The organism is Streptomyces dengpaensis, from assembly GCF_002946835.1.
In the GTDB taxonomy this organism is placed as follows: domain Bacteria; phylum Actinomycetota; class Actinomycetes; order Streptomycetales; family Streptomycetaceae; genus Streptomyces; species Streptomyces dengpaensis.
The window spans coordinates 790,675-806,198 of sequence record NZ_CP026652.1; the positions used below are offsets into that span (position 1 = coordinate 790,675).

Below are 15,524 nucleotides of genomic sequence, written 5' to 3' on the forward strand. Positions count from 1 at the left end.
CGCCAGGAGGGCGGATGTGGGGATGTTGAACCCCAGGGGTGGGACGGAAAGCGAGACGGGACCGGGAAGAGCACCACTCCCGGTCCCGCCCGTCCGCACCTTAACGGCGAACGATGTACGGCTAACGCTTTCCCGCCTTGCGGGACGCGCGCAGCCACTCCTTGTTCATGCTGGTGATGGAGAAGAGCGGAATGCCCTTCGGGCAGGCGGTCGCGCACTCTCCGGTGAGGGTGCAGCCGCCGAAGCCCTCCTCGTCCATCTGCGCCACCATGTCGAGCACCCGGGTCTCGCGCTCGGGCGCGCCCTGCGGCAGGACGTTCAGGTGGTTGATCTTCGCCGAGGTGAACAGCATCGCCGCGCCGTTCGGGCAGGCCGCCACGCAGGCACCGCAGCCGATGCACTCGGCGTGCTCGAAGGCGAAGTCGGCGTCCGGCTTGGGCACGGGCGTGGCGTGCGCCTCGGGCGCGGCGCCGGTCGGGGCGGTGATGTAGCCGCCGGCCTGGATGATCCGGTCGAAGGCCGACCGGTCCACCACGAGGTCCTTCACGACCGGGAAGGCCGAGGCGCGCCACGGCTCGATGTCGATCGTGTCGCCGTCCTGGAAGGCCCGCATGTGCAGCTGGCAGGTGGTGGTGCGTTCCGGTCCGTGCGCGTCGCCGTTGATGACGAGCGAGCACGCGCCGCAGATGCCCTCGCGGCAGTCGTGGTCGAAGGCGACCGGGTCCTCGCCCTTGAGGATGAGTTCCTCGTTGAGGGTGTCGAGCATCTCCAGGAAGGACATGTCGGCCGAGATGCCGTCCACCTCGTATGTGGACATCGCTCCGTCTGCGTCGGCGTTCTTCTGCCGCCAGACGCGCAGGGTGAGCTTCATGCGTAGCTCCGCTGAGTGGGGTGGACGTACTCGAAGACCAGGTCTTCCTTGTGGAGGGTCGGGGCCTCGCCCGTACCCGTGAACTCCCAGGCCGCCGCGTAGGAGAAGGCGTCGTCGTTGCGGGCGGCCTCGCCGTCCGGGGTCTGCGACTCCTCGCGGAAGTGGCCGCCGCAGGACTCGGCGCGGTGCAGCGCGTCGAGGCACATGAGCTCGGCGAGCTCCAGGTAGTCGACGATGCGGTTCGCCTTCTCCAGGGACTGGTTGAACTCCTCGCCGGTGCCGGGGACCTTGATGCGCCGCCAGAACTCCTCACGGATCTGCGGGATGCGCTCAAGTGCCTTGCGCAGCCCCGTCTCCGTACGGGCCATGCCGCAGAACTCCCACATGAGTTCGCCGACTTCGCGGTGGAAGGAGTCGGGGGTACGGTCGCCGTCGACGGCGAGGAGCAGCCGCAGCCGGTCCTCGGTCTCTGCCAGCACCTCCTGGACGACGGGGTGTTCGTCGGTGACCTGCTCGTGGTGCGGGTTGCGGGCGAGGTAGTCGTTGATCGTCGACGGCAGCACGAAGTAGCCGTCGGCGAGTCCCTGCATCAGGGCCGAGGCGCCCAGCCGGTTCGCTCCGTGGTCGGAGAAGTTGGCCTCGCCGATCGCGAACAGGCCGGGGATGGTGGTCTGCAGGTCGTAGTCGACCCACAGCCCGCCCATCGTGTAGTGCACGGCCGGGTAGATCCGCATCGGCACCTCGTACGGATCCTCGTCGGTGATCCGCTGGTACATGTCGAAGAGGTTGCCGTACTTGGCCTCGACGGCCTTGCGGCCCAGCCGCTTGATCGCGTCGGCGAAGTCCAGGTAGACGCCCTGGCCGCCGGGGCCGACGCCGCGGCCCTCGTCGCAGACGTTCTTCGCGGCGCGGGAGGCGATGTCGCGGGGCACGAGGTTGCCGAAGGACGGGTAGATGCGCTCCAGGTAGTAGTCGCGCTCGTCCTCGGGGATCTCGTTCGGCGGGCGGGTGTCACCCTTCGCCTTCGGCACCCAGATACGGCCGTCATTGCGCAGCGACTCGCTCATCAGGGTGAGCTTGGACTGGTGGTCGCCGGTGCGCGGAATGCAGGTGGGGTGGATCTGGGTGAAGCAGGGGTTGGCGAAGAGGGCGCCGCGCCGGTGGGCGCGCCAGACGGCGGTGGCGTTGGAGTTCATGGCGTTCGTCGAGAGGTAGAAGACGTTGCCGTATCCGCCGCTCGCCAGCACCACCGCGTCCGCGAAGTACGTGTCGATCTTCCCGGTGATCAGATCGCGGGCCACGATTCCGCGCGCCCGTCCGTCGACCACGATCACGTCGAGCATCTCGGTCCGCGGATGCATCTCGATATTGCCCGCGGCGATCTGCCGCGACAGCGCCTGGTACGCGCCGAGCAGCAGCTGCTGCCCGGTCTGCCCACGGGCGTAGAACGTCCGGGACACCTGGACGCCGCCGAAGGAACGCGTGTCGAGGAGACCGCCGTACTCACGGGCGAAGGGCACGCCCTGCGCGACGCACTGGTCGATGATCTCGACCGAGATCTGCGCCAGGCGGTGGACGTTGGACTCCCGGGCCCTGAAGTCGCCGCCCTTGACGGTGTCGTAGAAGAGCCGGTGGATGGAGTCGCCGTCGTTGCGGTAGTTCTTCGCCGCGTTGATGCCGCCCTGCGCGGCGATCGAGTGGGCGCGGCGCGGGGAGTCCTGGTAGCAGAACTGGACGACGTGGTAGCCCTGTTCGGCGAGCGTGGCGCCCGCGGAGCCGCCCGCGAGGCCGGTGCCGACGACGATCACCGTGTGCTTGCGGCGGTTGGCGGCGTTGACCAGTTTGGCCTCGAAGCGGCGGGTGTCCCAGCGCTCGTTGATCGGCCCGGACGGGGCCTTGCCGTCGACGACCGGCTCACCGGTCGTGTAGTCAGCGTAAGAAGTCATGTCAGCTCACCACTCCGGTCATGACGCCGATGGGTACGGCGATGAAGCCCGCCGTCAGCAACAGTGCGAGGACGTCGGCGACGGTCTTGAGGGCGCGGTCGCGGGTGCGGCTGCCGGCGCCCAGGGTCTGTGCCGCGCTCCAGAAGCCGTGCCGGATGTGCAGGCCGACCGCGAGCATCGCGACGATGTAGATGACGTTGCTGTACCAGGTGGAGAAGGTGTCCACGACGTTCTGGTACGCGAGGCCCTCCTGGAAGCCGCCGGGGTGCACGGTGCCGGTCGTCAGGTCGAGGAGGTGCCAGACGATGAACAGGCCGAGGATGATCCCGCCCCACCGCATGGTGCGTGTGGCGTAGCTGGCCCGCGGCTTCTTGTGGACGTACTTGCTCGGCCGCGCCTTGATGTCGCGGCGGCTGAGCTGGTAGGCGGAGGTGGCGTGTGCGACGACCGCGACCACGAGCACGACACGGATGGTCCAGAGCGTCCACCCGTAGTGCATGACGGGCTCGCCGACCGTACGCAGCCAGTGAGCGTAGTGGTTGAATTCGGCGGCCCCGAAGTAGATCTTCAGGTTCCCGATCATGTGGGCGACCAGGTACAGCAGCATGATCAGCCCGCTGACGGCCATCACAGTCTTCTTGCCGACGGAGCTGTCCCATACAGTGCGCGCCATCGACGGCCGTCGGTCCGTCCGCGTTGCCAGAGCCATGTGACGGACGCTAAAGCCCTCGGACCCGATCGGTCCAAGACATGGTCCGGTTTGTTTCCATAGACATGGACTATGGTCGAGGTGTGCAGTTCCAGCAGCTCCAGTACTTCGTGGCGGTCGCCGAGACCCGTCACTTCACCCGCGCCGCGGACCTGGTCCATGTCGCGCAGCCCTCGCTCTCCCAGCAGATCAAGGCGCTGGAGCGGGAGCTCGGGGCGGATCTGTTCCAGCGGGCGCGGGGGAACATCACGCTCACAGACGCGGGCGAGGCACTGCTGCCACTGGCCCGGCGCATCCTCGCCGACGCCGACACCGCCCGGCACGAGGTGCAGGAGCTGGCCCAGCTGCGCAGCGGCCGGGTCCGCCTCGGCGCCACTCCGAGCGTGTGCACGGGTCTGCTCCCGGACGTGCTGCGCGCCTTCCACGACCGTTATCCCGGCATCCGGCTGCTGATCGAGGAGGGCGGTTCGCACGATCTCGTACGCCATCTCGCGCGCGGCGCCCTCGACCTCGCCCTGGTCGTCCTCCCGCTCCCCACGCCGTCCCCCGCGCTGACCACGACGGAGGTGCTGCGCGAGGACCTGGTGGTGGTGTCGTCACCGGACGCGACCGCACCCGGCCGCGGTCGGCGCACGGTCCGCATCGCCGACCTGGAGGGCGAACGCCTGGTGATGTTCCGGCACGGCTACGACCTGCGGGAGCTGACCGTCGCCGCCTGTCGCGCCGAGGGCTTCGAACCCGACTTCGCCGTCGAGGGCGGTGAGATGGACGCCGTCCTCGGCTTCGTCCGTGCGGGGCTCGGCGTGGCCGTCGTACCGCACATGGTCGCCGCCCGGTCCGGTCGCGGGCTACGGGTGACCCCGCTCGCCCGGCCCGGACTCGAACGGAGGATCGCGCTGGCCCATCGCAGCGATGTGGCTCCGCCGCGGGCTGCGCGGGAGCTGCAGCGGATGCTGCTGGAGCGCTGAGGCGGGCGGACCCTGCGGTCTTCGCCCGGTCACCACGTCGGGATGAAGCCGCCGTCGATCACCAGGTCGCTGCCGGTGATGTTGCGGGCGCGGTCACTGGCGAGGAAGACCACCAGGTCGGCGACCTCGGCGGGGCGGGAGAAGCGGCCGGTGACGGTGGCACCGGCGGCCTGGGCCAGGACCTCGTCGGGGGTGACGCCGGTGGCGGCCGACAGGGTCTCCGCCACTCCGCCGCCGCCGAGCCACAGCTCCGTCTCGACCGGGCCGGGGCTGACGGTGTTGACGCGGATGCCCTGGGGGCCGACCTCCTTGGAGAGTGCCTTGGAGAAGGCGACCAGGGCGGCCTTGCCGGCGCTGTAGTCGATCACCATGGGGTCGGGCAGCGTGGCGTTGACCGAGGCGACCGTCACCACGGAGCCCTGACCTGCCGCCAGCATGACGGGCAGGGCGGCGCGGGTGACACGAACCGCCGTGAAGAGGTTCAGGTCGACCGTGCGCTGCCAGTCCTCGTCGGTCACCGACAGGAAGCCGCGGGTGCGGGCCGGGGCCGCGCCGACGTTGTTCACCAGGACGTCGACGCGTCCGTCTGCCGCCTCGACCAGCCGTTCGGCCGCCGTCGGCTCGGTGAGGTCGACGGGCACCCAGGTGACCGTGCCCTCCTTGACCAGCGCGTCCAGGCCCTCGGACGAGGTACGGGACCCGGCGACGACACGCGCCCCCGCTCTGGCCAGGGCCTCCACGACGGCCAGTCCGATGCCCTTGCTCGCGCCGGTCACCACGGCGGTCCTGCCGTGCAGCTCGATGCCCTTGTTGTCCTGTTCGTCCGCCATGCGGCCATCGTCCCCCGCATTCCGGCTGGGGGCAGCTCAAGGGGTGCGCGGGGCGCAAGGGCGGCACCGGGGTGTGCGTGGCGCAGGAGCGAGGGTTCCTGCGCCGGGGCGGAGCGAGGCGCGGGGCTCCGCGTCAGCCCGTCGCGTCCACCAGCGCCAGCTCGTGCAGCCGCTCCGGCGGGCCCGGCCGGGCGTAGTACCAGCCCTGGGCCGTGTCGCAGCCCAGTATCCGCAGCTGCTCGGCCTGCGCGCCCGTTTCCACGCCCTCGACCGTGATCGCGAGGTCGAGGCTGTGGGCGAGGGAGACGATGCCCTCGACGATCTTCAGATCGACCGGGTCGGCGGGGAACTGCTGCATGCCCTGGGTGAAGGATCGGTCCAGCTTGAGGATGCTGACCGGCAGGCGGCGCAGGTTGGCGAGGTTGGAGTAGCCCGTGCCGAAGTCGTCGAGGGCGATGTCGACGCCCATCTCGGCCAGCCGGCGCAGCGGTTTGAGCAGGTCGTCGTCGGCGCCGATCAACGCGGACTCGGTGACCTCCAGGCACAGCGCGTCGGCGTCGAGCCCTTCGCGCTCCAGGATGTCGACGGTGTCCTGAACCAGGCCGGGATGGGTCAGCTGGCACGGCGACAGGTTGACGTTGATCCGCAGCGGACCCGCGGCGGCGTGTCGTTCCTGCCACTCCCGGGCCTGGCGCACCGACTGCTCCAGGACCCAGCGGCCGAGCGGAACGATCAGCCCGGTGTGCTCGGCGAGCGGGATGAACCGGTCGGGCCCGAGGACACCGTGCTGCGGGTGCAGCCACCGCACCAGCGCCTCCGCGCCGCGCACGCTGCCGTCACCGAGGTGCACCAGCGGCTGGTACTCGATGAAGAACTCGCCCCGGTCCAGGGCCGCGGGCAGCGCGGTGGTCAGTCCGTGCCGGGTGATGGCGCGGGCGTCGGCCTCGGGGTCGGCGAGCTCGAAGCGGTTGCCGCCCGCGGACTTGGCCCGGTACATCGTGATGTCGGCGCTGCGCAGCACCTCGGCGGGGCCACGCTCACCGGCGGGTCCCTCGACGACACCGATGCTGCCGCGCACGGTCAGTTCACGGCCGTCGACGCTGATCGGGGTGACCAGCGCGTTCATGATGCGCCCGGCGAGCTCGTCGACCTCGCGCTCGGTGTCGGGTCCGGTGGTCAGGGCCACGAACTCGTCGCCGCCGAGCCGGGCGACCATCTCGCCCGGCGCCGTCGCGCAGGACTGCAGCCGGTCGGCGACCTCGACGAGCAGCCGGTCGCCGGCCGCGTGCCCGAGGCTGTCGTTGATGGTCTTGAAGCCGTCGAGGTCGAGGTAGCACAGCCCGAAGCGCTGGCCCTCCCTCGCGGACAACGCCTTCTCCAGGCGCTCGAAGAACAGGGTCCGGTTGGGTAGTCCGGTGAGCGCGTCGTGCGTGGCCTCGTACCGCAGCCGGAGGTTGAGCAGCCGCCGCTCGGTGGTGTCCTCCATCAGGGCCAGCTGGTACTGGGGTTCGCCGTCCGCGTCGCGCAGCAGGGAGACCGTCAGATTGGTCCACAGGGCCGTGCCGTCAGGACGGTAGAAGGCCTTCTCGACGTGGTAGTGCTCGCGCTCGCCGCGGACCAGCTCCTGGTACAGGCGCCAGATCTGAGGAGCGTCCTCGGGGTGCGTCCACTCGCAGACGTTGCGGCCGCGCATCGACTGCTCGGAGCCGCCGAACATGCGCAGCAGGGCTCCGTTGACCTGGAGGACGTTGCCGTCGAGGTCGGCGATGCCGATCCCTATGGCCGCGCCCTCGAACACCGCGCGGAAGCGGGCCTCGCTGGCGTGCAGCGCCTCGGCCACCGCGCTGCGGGCGTCCAACGCCGCCTGGGCGATGGCCTCCTGCTCGGCGAGTGTCCGCTCGCGCAGCGCCTGCGCGAACCCGGCGGCCATGGCGTGCTGCAACCGTGCCGACCGGGTGCGCAGTGCCTCCTGGGGCCCGTCCTCGCCGCAGTAGAGCACCAGATAGGCGTCCACGCAGTCGAGGGCGCGGCTGAGCGCCTCCGGGTCGGTGCAGTGCGCGGCGATCAGCGCGGCGCCCACCGCCTGGCCCTCGGCCGCGTCGAAGGTCCTGGCCCGCAGCGTCGCACTCAACCGCCGTGCGAGCGGCATGAGTTGCTGCTCGAACTCGGTCCGGGTCAGCGACGTGGAGGTGACCGGGTAGACGGCCCGGCTCCAGATCGTCGCGAACCGGCGCAGTCTGTCCTCCGGCCCGTCCGGCCCGTCCGGCTCGGCGGTCACGCCGTACGTCCCACGCCGGCGAACCCGGAGAAGGAATAGGGATCCTCGTCCTCGGGTGCCGTGTCGGGCCGCCAGTCCGGCATCGGCACCAGTCCGGGTTCCACCATGTCGTACCCCTCGAAGAACCGCGCGATCTCGTCGCGCGAGCGCATGATCAGCGGGTTGCGGATGCTCTGGTAGACGTCGACCGCACCCTCGGCCCGCTCCGGAGGGAGCGGAATTCCCTCGTACGAGGCATGCGTGACGACGAGCAGGCTGCCCGGCGCGAGTGCGTCGCGCAGTTCCGCCACCGCCTTGTACGGGTCGTCCTCGTCCTCCACGAAGTGCAGTATGGCAACGAGAAGGAGGGCGACCGGCCGGTTCAGGTCGATCAGACGCTGAACCTGTGGACTGTCCAGGATTTCCCGGGGCTTGAGGAGATCGCCGCCGACGACGTCCGCATCCTCGTTGCCCCGCAGCACGGCCTGGCTGTGCGCGACGGCCACCGGGTCGTGGTCGACGTACACGACGTGCGCGCCGGGGCGGGCCGCTTGGGCCACCTCGTGCACGTTCCCGAAGGTCGGGATGCCCGAACCGATGTCCAGGAACTGGGAGATGCCCTCGTCGTCCGCGAAACGCACGGCGCGGCGCATGAACGCCCGGTTCGCCTGCATGATCTTGGGAAGTCCCGGCATGAACTCCATCGCCTTGCGTGCCGCTTCCCGGTCGACCTCGAAGTTGTGCGAACCGCCCAGGTAGTAGTCATACATACGGGACACGCTCGGCACCGAGATGTCAATGCTTCGGGGGGCCCAGGCGGGACGCTCCATCTATCTCTCCACGGCATAGTCGGCTGCGTAGGCGATCCGGTGTTCGAGCAGAGGCTACTGATCGCCCGCCAAAGGGGCGAGCCAAAACGGAAATTGACCGTCCGTTCCCGGCCCCACCGCCTCCGGCAAGCGCCGAATTGACGCCCCGTGAACACGTGCCCAACACGCCTCTCACCGGCCCTGCGAAGACGCTCCGAAGCATTCCAAAAAGCTCCGGGGAGTTACAAAGAGTCGCCGTGGTGTCCGGACAGGCCGCGCACGGTTTCCGGACAGAAGTTCCTGGACGCCGAGCCGCTCCCCTCCATGCTCCTGGGCACGCCAAGCGGTCCGCCCCCTCCGTGGGGTGCGGAGGGGGCGGACCCGGGGTCGCGCGCGCTGTTCCGTTCGTCCGGCACACTGGCCTGTCCGCGTTCCCCTCCCTTCCGCGTTGCGTGGCTGTCTGGCGAGGCGATCCACCCTGGGGAGGTGATCCTTTACTCCGCCTCGGGCGCGCCGACCGGCTTTCCGTCGGGCGCGACGGCGTACCACGTGCCGCCCACGCCCTGACCGTTGGTGTCCCCGGCTTTCTTGTCACCGGTGAAGGTGTAAATGGGCCAGCAGTTGACCGTCATCTGCCGGACGCCGTCCGGGCGGGTGAAGGTCATCAGGTTCTTCTTCTTGACGCCCTCGGTGTCGTCCGCGGAGACCGGCGCGACGGCGGGCCACTTCTCCAGGCAGGCGCCCGTGCAGGCCGACACCGGCTTCGGCCAGGCCTCGTCCTTCATGAAGCGGTAGACCGTCATGCCGTTCTTGTCGACGACGATGTCACCGAGCTGGGGGTCCTTGCGGACCGAGAGGCCGGGCAGGTCGGCCAGCGTCGCCTTCTTGCCGGTGGGAGCCGACGCGAACCACGTACCGCCCACACCCTGACCGTTGGTGTCCCCGGCCTTGGTGTCCTTCGCGTACCGGTACATCGGCCAGCCGGCAACGGTCAGCTGCTTCGTGCCGTCCGTACGGGTGACCTCGCCGAGCAGCGCCTTGTCCACACCGGTGGCGGCCTCGGCGCCCTCGGCGGGCACGGGCGGCCAGGCCTTCGCACAGTCGCCGTCACAGCTCGACTTCGGCGGTTCGGCCGTGTCCTTGTCGAAGCGGTACAGGGTGAATCCGGCGCCGTCGGTCAGCACCTCGCCGAGCTCCGCGCTTTCCGTAACAGCGAGCTGACCCGCGGACTGCGCCTGGGCCGCGGCGCCCTGCTGGTCCTTGGCATCGGCGCCGTAGCCGTTGTCGGTGCTCGAGCCGGTGCCGATACCCGTTCCGTAATCACCCGCGGCCGCGGTGGCACCCACGTTCTGGCTACCGGTCTGGGGGGCCTGTTCCTGACCGCACGCCGTCGTGAGCGCCAGCACGGCCGCAGCTGACGCGACGAGTGCGGCGCTCCGCCAGGAGGTCTTCATTGGATAACTCCCGCTGTTCGCATTGGTGTTGCAGCGCCCTGCTGCGCCGCGCATGGCCCTAGGTACGGGCGGGAGTGTCGGAAGTGTTCAACGGGCTCACAAATTTCTTTCCGAATTCCTGTGACACGAACCGGGCGGTTCGCGCATGTGTACACACCCACCGGCGCATCCCCGTACAGCCCGTCAAACCGCCGGGAGGCGCACGCCCTCCCTTCGGGGCAATCTCCCGGCGCTCCGGCGTGGCAGGGCCCCGCGCGGCCCATGATCTTCGTCGTGCATGGACCCAAGCGGACCCGATCCGCCCTCGCCATACGGGTGTTGGCGCTGCTGACGCTGACCTGGATCCTCAGTGGAACGTCGCAAGGGGTGGCGGTCGCCGACTCGTGCGCGTACGCCTCCGTCGGCCCGGACGGCGACGGCAGTACGGCGGTGGCCGTCGCGGGAAGCGGCGCCGTGGCGGTCGTCGGGGACACCACGTGGTGCCCGACCCCCACACCGACGCCGACACCTACGCCGACGCCGACACCCGCCCCGACACCGACGCCCTCTCCCCCACCCACGCACGCACCGAGACCCGAACCACCGCCGCCTCCGCCTCCGCCTGTGGCGACACCACGGCCCGCGGCGCCGCGGGCCATCCCCGCACCGACGCCGACACCGAGTGCGCACCCCAAGCCGTCGCCGTCCCCGGTGAGTTATCCGGAGTACCACGCCCAGCGGCACAAGCACCCGCCCCGCGGTGGCCCGCCGCTGGTCTCCCTCACCCTGCTCATCACCGCGCCCGCGGTGCTCGCTGTCGCGGCGCTGCGCCCGCGCTGACCTCTGGAGGCAACTGTGTCGGAATGGCTTGTTCTCTCCCTCGCGATGGCGGCCGCGTGTCTGGTCGTCCTCATCGTGACCCTCGTACGTCATCGCACGGCCCGCGACGACGAGGATCCGTCGGAGACCCCGGACGTGATCGAGTACATGACCATGATGATCGGTGTGGTGTACGCCATCGTCCTGGGCCTGGCCATCGCCGGTGTCTGGGAGGCACGCGGCGTCGCCCAGAACCATGTGCAGACGGAGGCCCAGGCCCTGCACGAGATCTCGGAGCGGGTCCGCGTCTACCCGCCCGACGTGCGTGACCGCATCCGCGGCGACGTCAACACGTACGTCAGCCACGTCGTCACGACCGAGTGGAAGACCATGGCGAACCTGGGCCGCGTGACCGACCAGGGCGACCGGCTCTTCGGGAACATCCGCCAGGACGTCATCGGCTACGAGCCGAAGACGGACTTCGAGGCCCAGCAGTACCAGCCGCTCATCGACCAGGTGACGATGGCGGACGCCGCACGCGTCGCCCGCGCCGACTCGACGGAGCCGACCATGCCGGGCGTGGTGTGGTTCGGGCTGATCACTGGTGCCGTCGTGACCATCGGAATGGTCTTCGCGCTGCAGATCCGGCGCACCCCGCGCGAGCTGATCCTCGCCGGGCTCTTCTCCGCCCTGATCGCCTTCCTGCTCTTCCTGATCTGGGACTTCGACGCGCCCTACAGCCGGGGCATCACCGCCTCGGCGGAACCGTTCACCGCGCTGTTCCCGCACCTGCCCGGGTGACGGACCCTCACGGAGCACAGAGCCCTTCGCCCCGAGCCCTCGTCAGGAGGGGTCGGGGCGAAGGCTGTCACGTGCGGTTTCCGAAGGCGAGCTCCGGTCCCGAAGGGGGAGGACCGGCCAGTCGGGGCGATGCCTCTCAAATCCTCTTCTCGGACCTTCGGCGCACCCAGACCACTCCGCCGCCGATGACGGCCGTGGCCACCAGACCGCCGCCGATCGCCATGTCGGTGGGCGTGGCGCCAGTGGAACTGCTACCGCCGAGACCACCGCGAACACCGCCGATGACAGTGAAGGCGCGGGGGCGGGTCAGGCCGCCCGTCCCGACGCAGTTGACCATGATGTCGTACGAGCCAGGGCGCGCGTCGCGGTCGACGGTCGCCCTTCCGCTCGCCGTCTCGTTGCCGCCCGGGATGCGCGACAGGCTCGTCTGCCGGAACGCGGGCGAGTTCATGGTGCCGCCGTTCCGGCATCCGTCGACCGTCACCGTCAGCTGGCCGCCGGCGGCGATGACGCTGGGCACGGCGACGATGTTCCTCGACTTGCCCCCGAAGTTGTTGCCCTGGCCGGCCCCATGGTCGTTGCCCTGCCCGAAGTCGTCGTTGTTGCCGAAGCCGTTGTTGTTGCCGAACCCGTTGTTGTTTCCAAACCCGTTGTTGTTGCCGAACCCGTTGTTGTTGCCAGGCCCGAACCCGTTGTTGTTACCCGGCCCGAAACCGTTGTTGTTGCCCGGCACGCCCCCGTTGTTGTTGCCGAACCCGTTGTTGTTACCGGGCCCGAACCCGTTGTTGTTGTTACCCGGCCCGAAACCGTTGTTGTTGCCGGGCCCGGCCCCGTTGTTGTTGCCCGAGTCACCAAAGAAGTTGTCGTTCTGATGGCCCGAGTCGCCCGTACGGTACGTGGCGGCCGCGGGGGCGGCGAGCCCGAGGACGGCGGCCGCGGTGGCCGCGGCCGCCAAGGCGCGTGAGTTTCGCATCTGATCCTCCGCGGAAGGCGCCCCGGGAACTGTCCCCGGTCGATCGGCGAGAAAGCGCCTCCCAGACAGACCCTCAGATGCCGTGCACAGAGCCGCATTTCGAGAATGGTCCGTCCCGGTGAGAGGACACGCCGAGCGATTTCCACACAATCGGATATTGCCGCAGGTCACGGACCGTCAGAAAATTCCTGCTCGTGGCAACTCGGATGGCTCACGACGGAGGTACCCCGCCACCCGTTCGCCCGCGCCCCCGTCGCCCACCGGATGTGTTGCACTTAACGTTCTTATATGCGCGACGCACCCGGCGACGGCCGTGTCGAGAGGGGATGGCGAATGTCTGCGTCCTGGATGGCCGAAGAGGAGGAGCGGCAGAGGAAGCGCGCCCCGTGGGGCGTTATAGCGCTTGTTCTGCTGACCGGCCTCGCACTCATCCGGAATGGGTCCGGTGAGTTCGACGTGGGCCCTCCGCAGCCCGTTTCGGCGGCGGCAGCGGACAGCCGCACCCCCGGTGCGGCCCTGGCGAGCCCGCCGGCCTCGCTGCCGTTCGCCGTGGTCGACCGGGTCAGGATCCCGGCGCTCCAGGTCGACGCGCCGGCCATGCCCGTGGGCCTGGACGCGGACGGGTGGGTCGCCGCGCCGCCGCCGGAGGACCCCAACCTCGCGGGCTGGTTCACCGGCGCGGTCTCGCCCGGCGAAAAGGGCACGGCCGTGCTGGTGGGCCATGTCGACAATACGGAGGGTCCCGCCGTCTTCTACGGGCTCGGGGCGCTCAAGAAGGGAAACGGGGTCGAAGTCCTGCGCAAGGACGGCAAGACCGCGGTGTTCGAGATCTACGGCGTCGAGGTCTTCGCGAAGGACAAATTCCCCGGCGACCGCGTGTACAGCAGCAAGGGCGCTGCCGAATTGCGGGTCATCACCTGCGGCGGCGGTTTCTCCAAGCTGCACGGCTACGACGGAAACGTCGTCGTATTCGCCCGCCTGGTCGAGGTTCGCTGAGTGTTTCCGCGTTCCCGACCGGGCGGGCGAGAGCCCGTCGGGGCGCCAGGTCCTGTCGTCGAACTCCCGTCCTCCGCCCGGAGGCGGGCCCGCCTCCCCCGCCCTTGAGGCAGTGGGGAGGGAGTTCGACGACAGGCCCTAGAAGAATTGCCGGCGCGGCACGGTGATGTGGTAGCCGGAATCCAGCAGGTGGGGCAGATAGTCGCGCAGGGCCGCCACGGTCCGCGAGCGGTCGCCGCCCGCGTCGTGCGAGAGGATCACGACGCCCGGGGCGGCTCCGTCCTCGACCCGCTCGACGATCGTGGCGGTGCCCGGGGGCGGGGTCAGCCAGTCGAGGCTGTCGACCGTCCAGGCCAGCGGCTCCATGCCCAGTTTGGCGCCGATCTGGAAGGTCGCCCGGTTCCAGGCCCCGTACGGCGCCCGGAACCAGAGCGGCGGCTCGCCGTAGGCGTCGTCGATGAGCTCGCAGGTGCGCTCCATCTCGTAGCGGATCTCGGAGCGCGAGAGCTGGGTCAGCAGCGGGTGGGTCCAGGTGTGGTTGCCGACGATGTGTCCGTCGTCGGCCATCTCGCTCAGCAGGTCCTTGTTGTCGACGGCCATCCCGCCGCACACGAAGAACATCGCGCGCACGTCGTACGCGCGCAAAGTGGCCAGGATGTCCGGGGTGTAGCGCGGGTCGGGGCCGTCGTCGAAGGTCAGCACCATGCTGCTGCCGCGACCGGTCATGCGCAGGATCGGCTTGTGCCGGACGACGGTCCGGGCGGGCCTGTTGCGCGGCGGGCCGTATCCCGTCATCGGCTGGAGGCGGTGGGCGGAGGGCTTGAGGGCACGGTGCGGCTGCGCGCCGGCGCCCGAGACCGGAGAGGCACTCCGCACCGGCTTCGCGGCCGACTCGGCGGTCAGGAGGCGGGCCGTGCCCGCCGCCCCGGCGGCTCCGAGGACGGCGGCGCCTGCGATCAACACCCGGCGGCGGGTGAGCAGCTGATCCTCTTTCATGATTTATCAGTCACCCGTGGAGAGGCGGCGGAGCTCAGCAACACCGGGGCGGGGCATCGAAAGCACCCGCCTGGACGAGGTCAGCGGTGACGCACCACGGGAAACAGCCATGTCCCACACGGTCGACACCGGTCCCGAAGCGGTGAGCAGGACGCCGGGCGGGCCGAGCGCGTCGATGAAGGCCGCGAAGCCCGCAGGCGCCCTGCCCAGGAGGCTGCCCCGGGACGGAAGGGCGGCCCGCCGGCCCGTCGAGTGGGTTTCCCGGCGCCCCCATGGCGTCGGGACCTGCGGTTTCCGCTAGCCTCGAAGCCGTGGCGGAACAGCAGGGCGCGCAGAGCCCGCATCGATTCGAGCGGGGCACGGACGGTCCCAGGGTCATCGTCGTGGGCATGGACGGCTCCGACTCCTCGCTCCGTGCGGCGGCATACGCCGCCGGCCTGGCCAGGAGGCAGCACGCGCTGCTCGCCGTCGTGTACGTCCAGCCCGTCATGGCGGCGGGGGCGGCACTCGGCGTTCCGGTCGCCGAGACGACCGACGAGATCGCCGAGGACCTCGTCCAGATCATCCGCGACGCGACCGAGCGCCTCCAGGGCACGTTCGAGGTGCGCTGGGAGTTCCACACCTTCCGCGGCGACCCCTACAAAGGCCTGGTCACCGCCGCGGACGAGCTCAAGGCGGACGCCGTGGTGGTCGGCGCCTCGGAGCAGGCGGGACACCGGATCATCGGTTCGGTGGCGGTCCGGCTGGTGAAGGCGGGACGCTGGCCCGTCACCGTGGTGCCCTAAGACTGACGCAGATCTTGGTGAGGGGCTGTCCGGCATGTGGCCGGACAGCCCCTCCGGCATGTGGGGCGGCCGGCGTGAGTCAGGCCGCCCTGGTACGGACCGGGTGGACGCGGCACGCCGGCACAGCGCCGTCGCCGTCGTCAACGCCCCTCCCTGGCAGGCGAGTTCGGGCCGCCCGAGCCTCAGGTCTAGACAAAGGTGGACTCCGGTGCTGTCGTGCACACAACAGACGCTTCCAACGTTGAAAGCTTCCACCGCCCCGGCGGACACCACCCGCCGGGCGCCGCCGAGACCATGGAGCGAGAACCGTGGTGAGACAGCCGTTCCCCCT

The 15,524-nt window shown here is 70.0% G+C and carries 13 protein-coding genes and 1 pseudogene; 5 read left to right on the top strand and 9 right to left on the bottom strand.

Annotated features, from left to right (window positions below):
• Positions 1-121: 121 nt before the first annotated feature.
• From C4B68_RS03815 to C4B68_RS03825, 3 genes are read right to left on the bottom strand one after another with little or no spacing between them, the layout of a single operon-like run.
• Positions 122-871, bottom strand: coding sequence for a succinate dehydrogenase/fumarate reductase iron-sulfur subunit (locus C4B68_RS03815; RefSeq protein WP_099501499.1), 750 nt, complete (start codon positions 869-871; stop codon positions 122-124).
• The gene (locus tag C4B68_RS03820) at positions 868-2,817 is read right to left on the bottom strand and encodes a fumarate reductase/succinate dehydrogenase flavoprotein subunit (RefSeq protein ID WP_099501500.1); all 1,950 of its coding nucleotides are present in this window, start codon (positions 2,815-2,817) and stop codon (positions 868-870) included. Before C4B68_RS03820 ends, C4B68_RS03815 begins: the two co-directional genes overlap by 4 nt.
• 1 nt (position 2,818) lies before the next feature.
• Positions 2,819-3,490 (bottom strand): succinate dehydrogenase, encoded by a 672-nt coding sequence (locus C4B68_RS03825; RefSeq protein WP_099501502.1) that lies wholly within the window; start codon positions 3,488-3,490, stop codon positions 2,819-2,821.
• 119 nt (positions 3,491-3,609) lie between these two features.
• On the opposite strand from C4B68_RS03825, the gene C4B68_RS03830 reads away from it, so the two are divergent.
• The gene (locus tag C4B68_RS03830; RefSeq protein ID WP_099501503.1) at positions 3,610-4,494 is read left to right on the top strand and encodes a LysR family transcriptional regulator; all 885 of its coding nucleotides are present in this window, start codon (positions 3,610-3,612) and stop codon (positions 4,492-4,494) included.
• A 29-nt stretch (positions 4,495-4,523) separates the two neighbouring features.
• Here C4B68_RS03830 and C4B68_RS03835 read toward each other — a convergent pair whose 3' ends face one another.
• The 4 genes from C4B68_RS03835 to C4B68_RS03850 form a co-directional block, all read right to left on the bottom strand.
• Positions 4,524-5,324: an SDR family NAD(P)-dependent oxidoreductase gene (locus tag C4B68_RS03835; RefSeq protein WP_099501504.1), complete on the bottom strand. Its 801-nt coding sequence runs from the start codon at positions 5,322-5,324 to the stop codon at positions 4,524-4,526.
• 133 nt (positions 5,325-5,457) lie between these two features.
• Complete coding sequence (locus C4B68_RS03840; protein WP_099501506.1) at positions 5,458-7,602, bottom strand: putative bifunctional diguanylate cyclase/phosphodiesterase; 2,145 nt, start codon at positions 7,600-7,602, stop codon at positions 5,458-5,460.
• Positions 7,599-8,411: an SAM-dependent methyltransferase gene (locus C4B68_RS03845; protein ID WP_099501508.1), complete on the bottom strand. Its 813-nt coding sequence runs from the start codon at positions 8,409-8,411 to the stop codon at positions 7,599-7,601. The genes C4B68_RS03840 and C4B68_RS03845 overlap by 4 nt, the downstream gene beginning before the upstream one ends.
• A 473-nt stretch (positions 8,412-8,884) precedes the next feature.
• Positions 8,885-9,844 (bottom strand): SCO0930 family lipoprotein, encoded by a 960-nt coding sequence (locus C4B68_RS03850; RefSeq protein WP_099501510.1) that lies wholly within the window; start codon positions 9,842-9,844, stop codon positions 8,885-8,887.
• Between the two features lie 273 nt (positions 9,845-10,117).
• Here C4B68_RS03850 and C4B68_RS03855 point away from each other — a divergent pair, with 273 nt between their 5' ends.
• Together C4B68_RS03855 and C4B68_RS03860 are read left to right on the top strand one after the other, a co-directional pair.
• Positions 10,118-10,663 carry a hypothetical protein gene (locus C4B68_RS03855; protein WP_180289229.1) on the top strand — a complete coding sequence of 182 codons (546 nt, stop codon included), beginning with the start codon at positions 10,118-10,120 and terminating at the stop codon, positions 10,661-10,663.
• 15 nt (positions 10,664-10,678) lie between these two features.
• Positions 10,679-11,443 (top strand): bestrophin-like domain, encoded by a 765-nt coding sequence (locus C4B68_RS03860; RefSeq protein ID WP_099501514.1) that lies wholly within the window; start codon positions 10,679-10,681, stop codon positions 11,441-11,443.
• 136 nt (positions 11,444-11,579) lie between these two features.
• Here C4B68_RS03860 and C4B68_RS42920 read toward each other — a convergent pair.
• Positions 11,580-11,975, bottom strand: a pseudogene (locus C4B68_RS42920) (hypothetical protein); the annotation flags it as partial.
• A gap of 774 nt (positions 11,976-12,749) precedes the next feature.
• Here C4B68_RS42920 and C4B68_RS03870 point away from each other — a divergent pair.
• Positions 12,750-13,412, top strand: a complete 663-nt coding sequence (locus C4B68_RS03870) for a class F sortase (protein WP_099501516.1) — start codon at positions 12,750-12,752, stop codon at positions 13,410-13,412.
• Between the two features lie 138 nt (positions 13,413-13,550).
• On the opposite strand, the gene C4B68_RS03875 is transcribed toward C4B68_RS03870, so the two are convergent.
• Positions 13,551-14,408, bottom strand: coding sequence for a polysaccharide deacetylase family protein (locus C4B68_RS03875; protein WP_099501518.1), 858 nt, complete (start codon positions 14,406-14,408; stop codon positions 13,551-13,553).
• A 272-nt stretch (positions 14,409-14,680) separates the two neighbouring features.
• Between C4B68_RS03875 and C4B68_RS03880 the strand changes: the two genes are divergently transcribed.
• Complete coding sequence (locus tag C4B68_RS03880) at positions 14,681-15,193, top strand: universal stress protein (protein ID WP_099501520.1); 513 nt, start codon at positions 14,681-14,683, stop codon at positions 15,191-15,193.
• Positions 15,194-15,524: the final 331 nt, after the last annotated feature.

Bases quoted from the DNA above. Each gene is read 5' to 3' on its own strand.
- C4B68_RS03815 (WP_099501499.1), bottom strand. From the start codon at position 871: ATGAAGCTCACCCTGCGCGTCTGGCGGCAGAAGAACGCCGACGCAGAC.
- C4B68_RS03850 (WP_099501510.1), bottom strand. From the start codon at position 9,844: ATGAAGACCTCCTGGCGGAGCGCCGCACTCGTCGCGTCAGCTGCGGCC.
- C4B68_RS03845 (WP_099501508.1), bottom strand. From the start codon at position 8,411: ATGGAGCGTCCCGCCTGGGCCCCCCGAAGCATTGACATCTCGGTGCCG.
- C4B68_RS03825 (WP_099501502.1), bottom strand. From the start codon at position 3,490: ATGGCGCGCACTGTATGGGACAGCTCCGTCGGCAAGAAGACTGTGATG.
- C4B68_RS03820 (WP_099501500.1), bottom strand. From the start codon at position 2,817: ATGACTTCTTACGCTGACTACACGACCGGTGAGCCGGTCGTCGACGGC.
- C4B68_RS03870 (WP_099501516.1), top strand. From the start codon at position 12,750: ATGTCTGCGTCCTGGATGGCCGAAGAGGAGGAGCGGCAGAGGAAGCGC.
- C4B68_RS03875 (WP_099501518.1), bottom strand. From the start codon at position 14,408: ATGAAAGAGGATCAGCTGCTCACCCGCCGCCGGGTGTTGATCGCAGGC.
- C4B68_RS03835 (WP_099501504.1), bottom strand. From the start codon at position 5,324: ATGGCGGACGAACAGGACAACAAGGGCATCGAGCTGCACGGCAGGACC.
- C4B68_RS03880 (WP_099501520.1), top strand. From the start codon at position 14,681: ATGGCGTCGGGACCTGCGGTTTCCGCTAGCCTCGAAGCCGTGGCGGAA.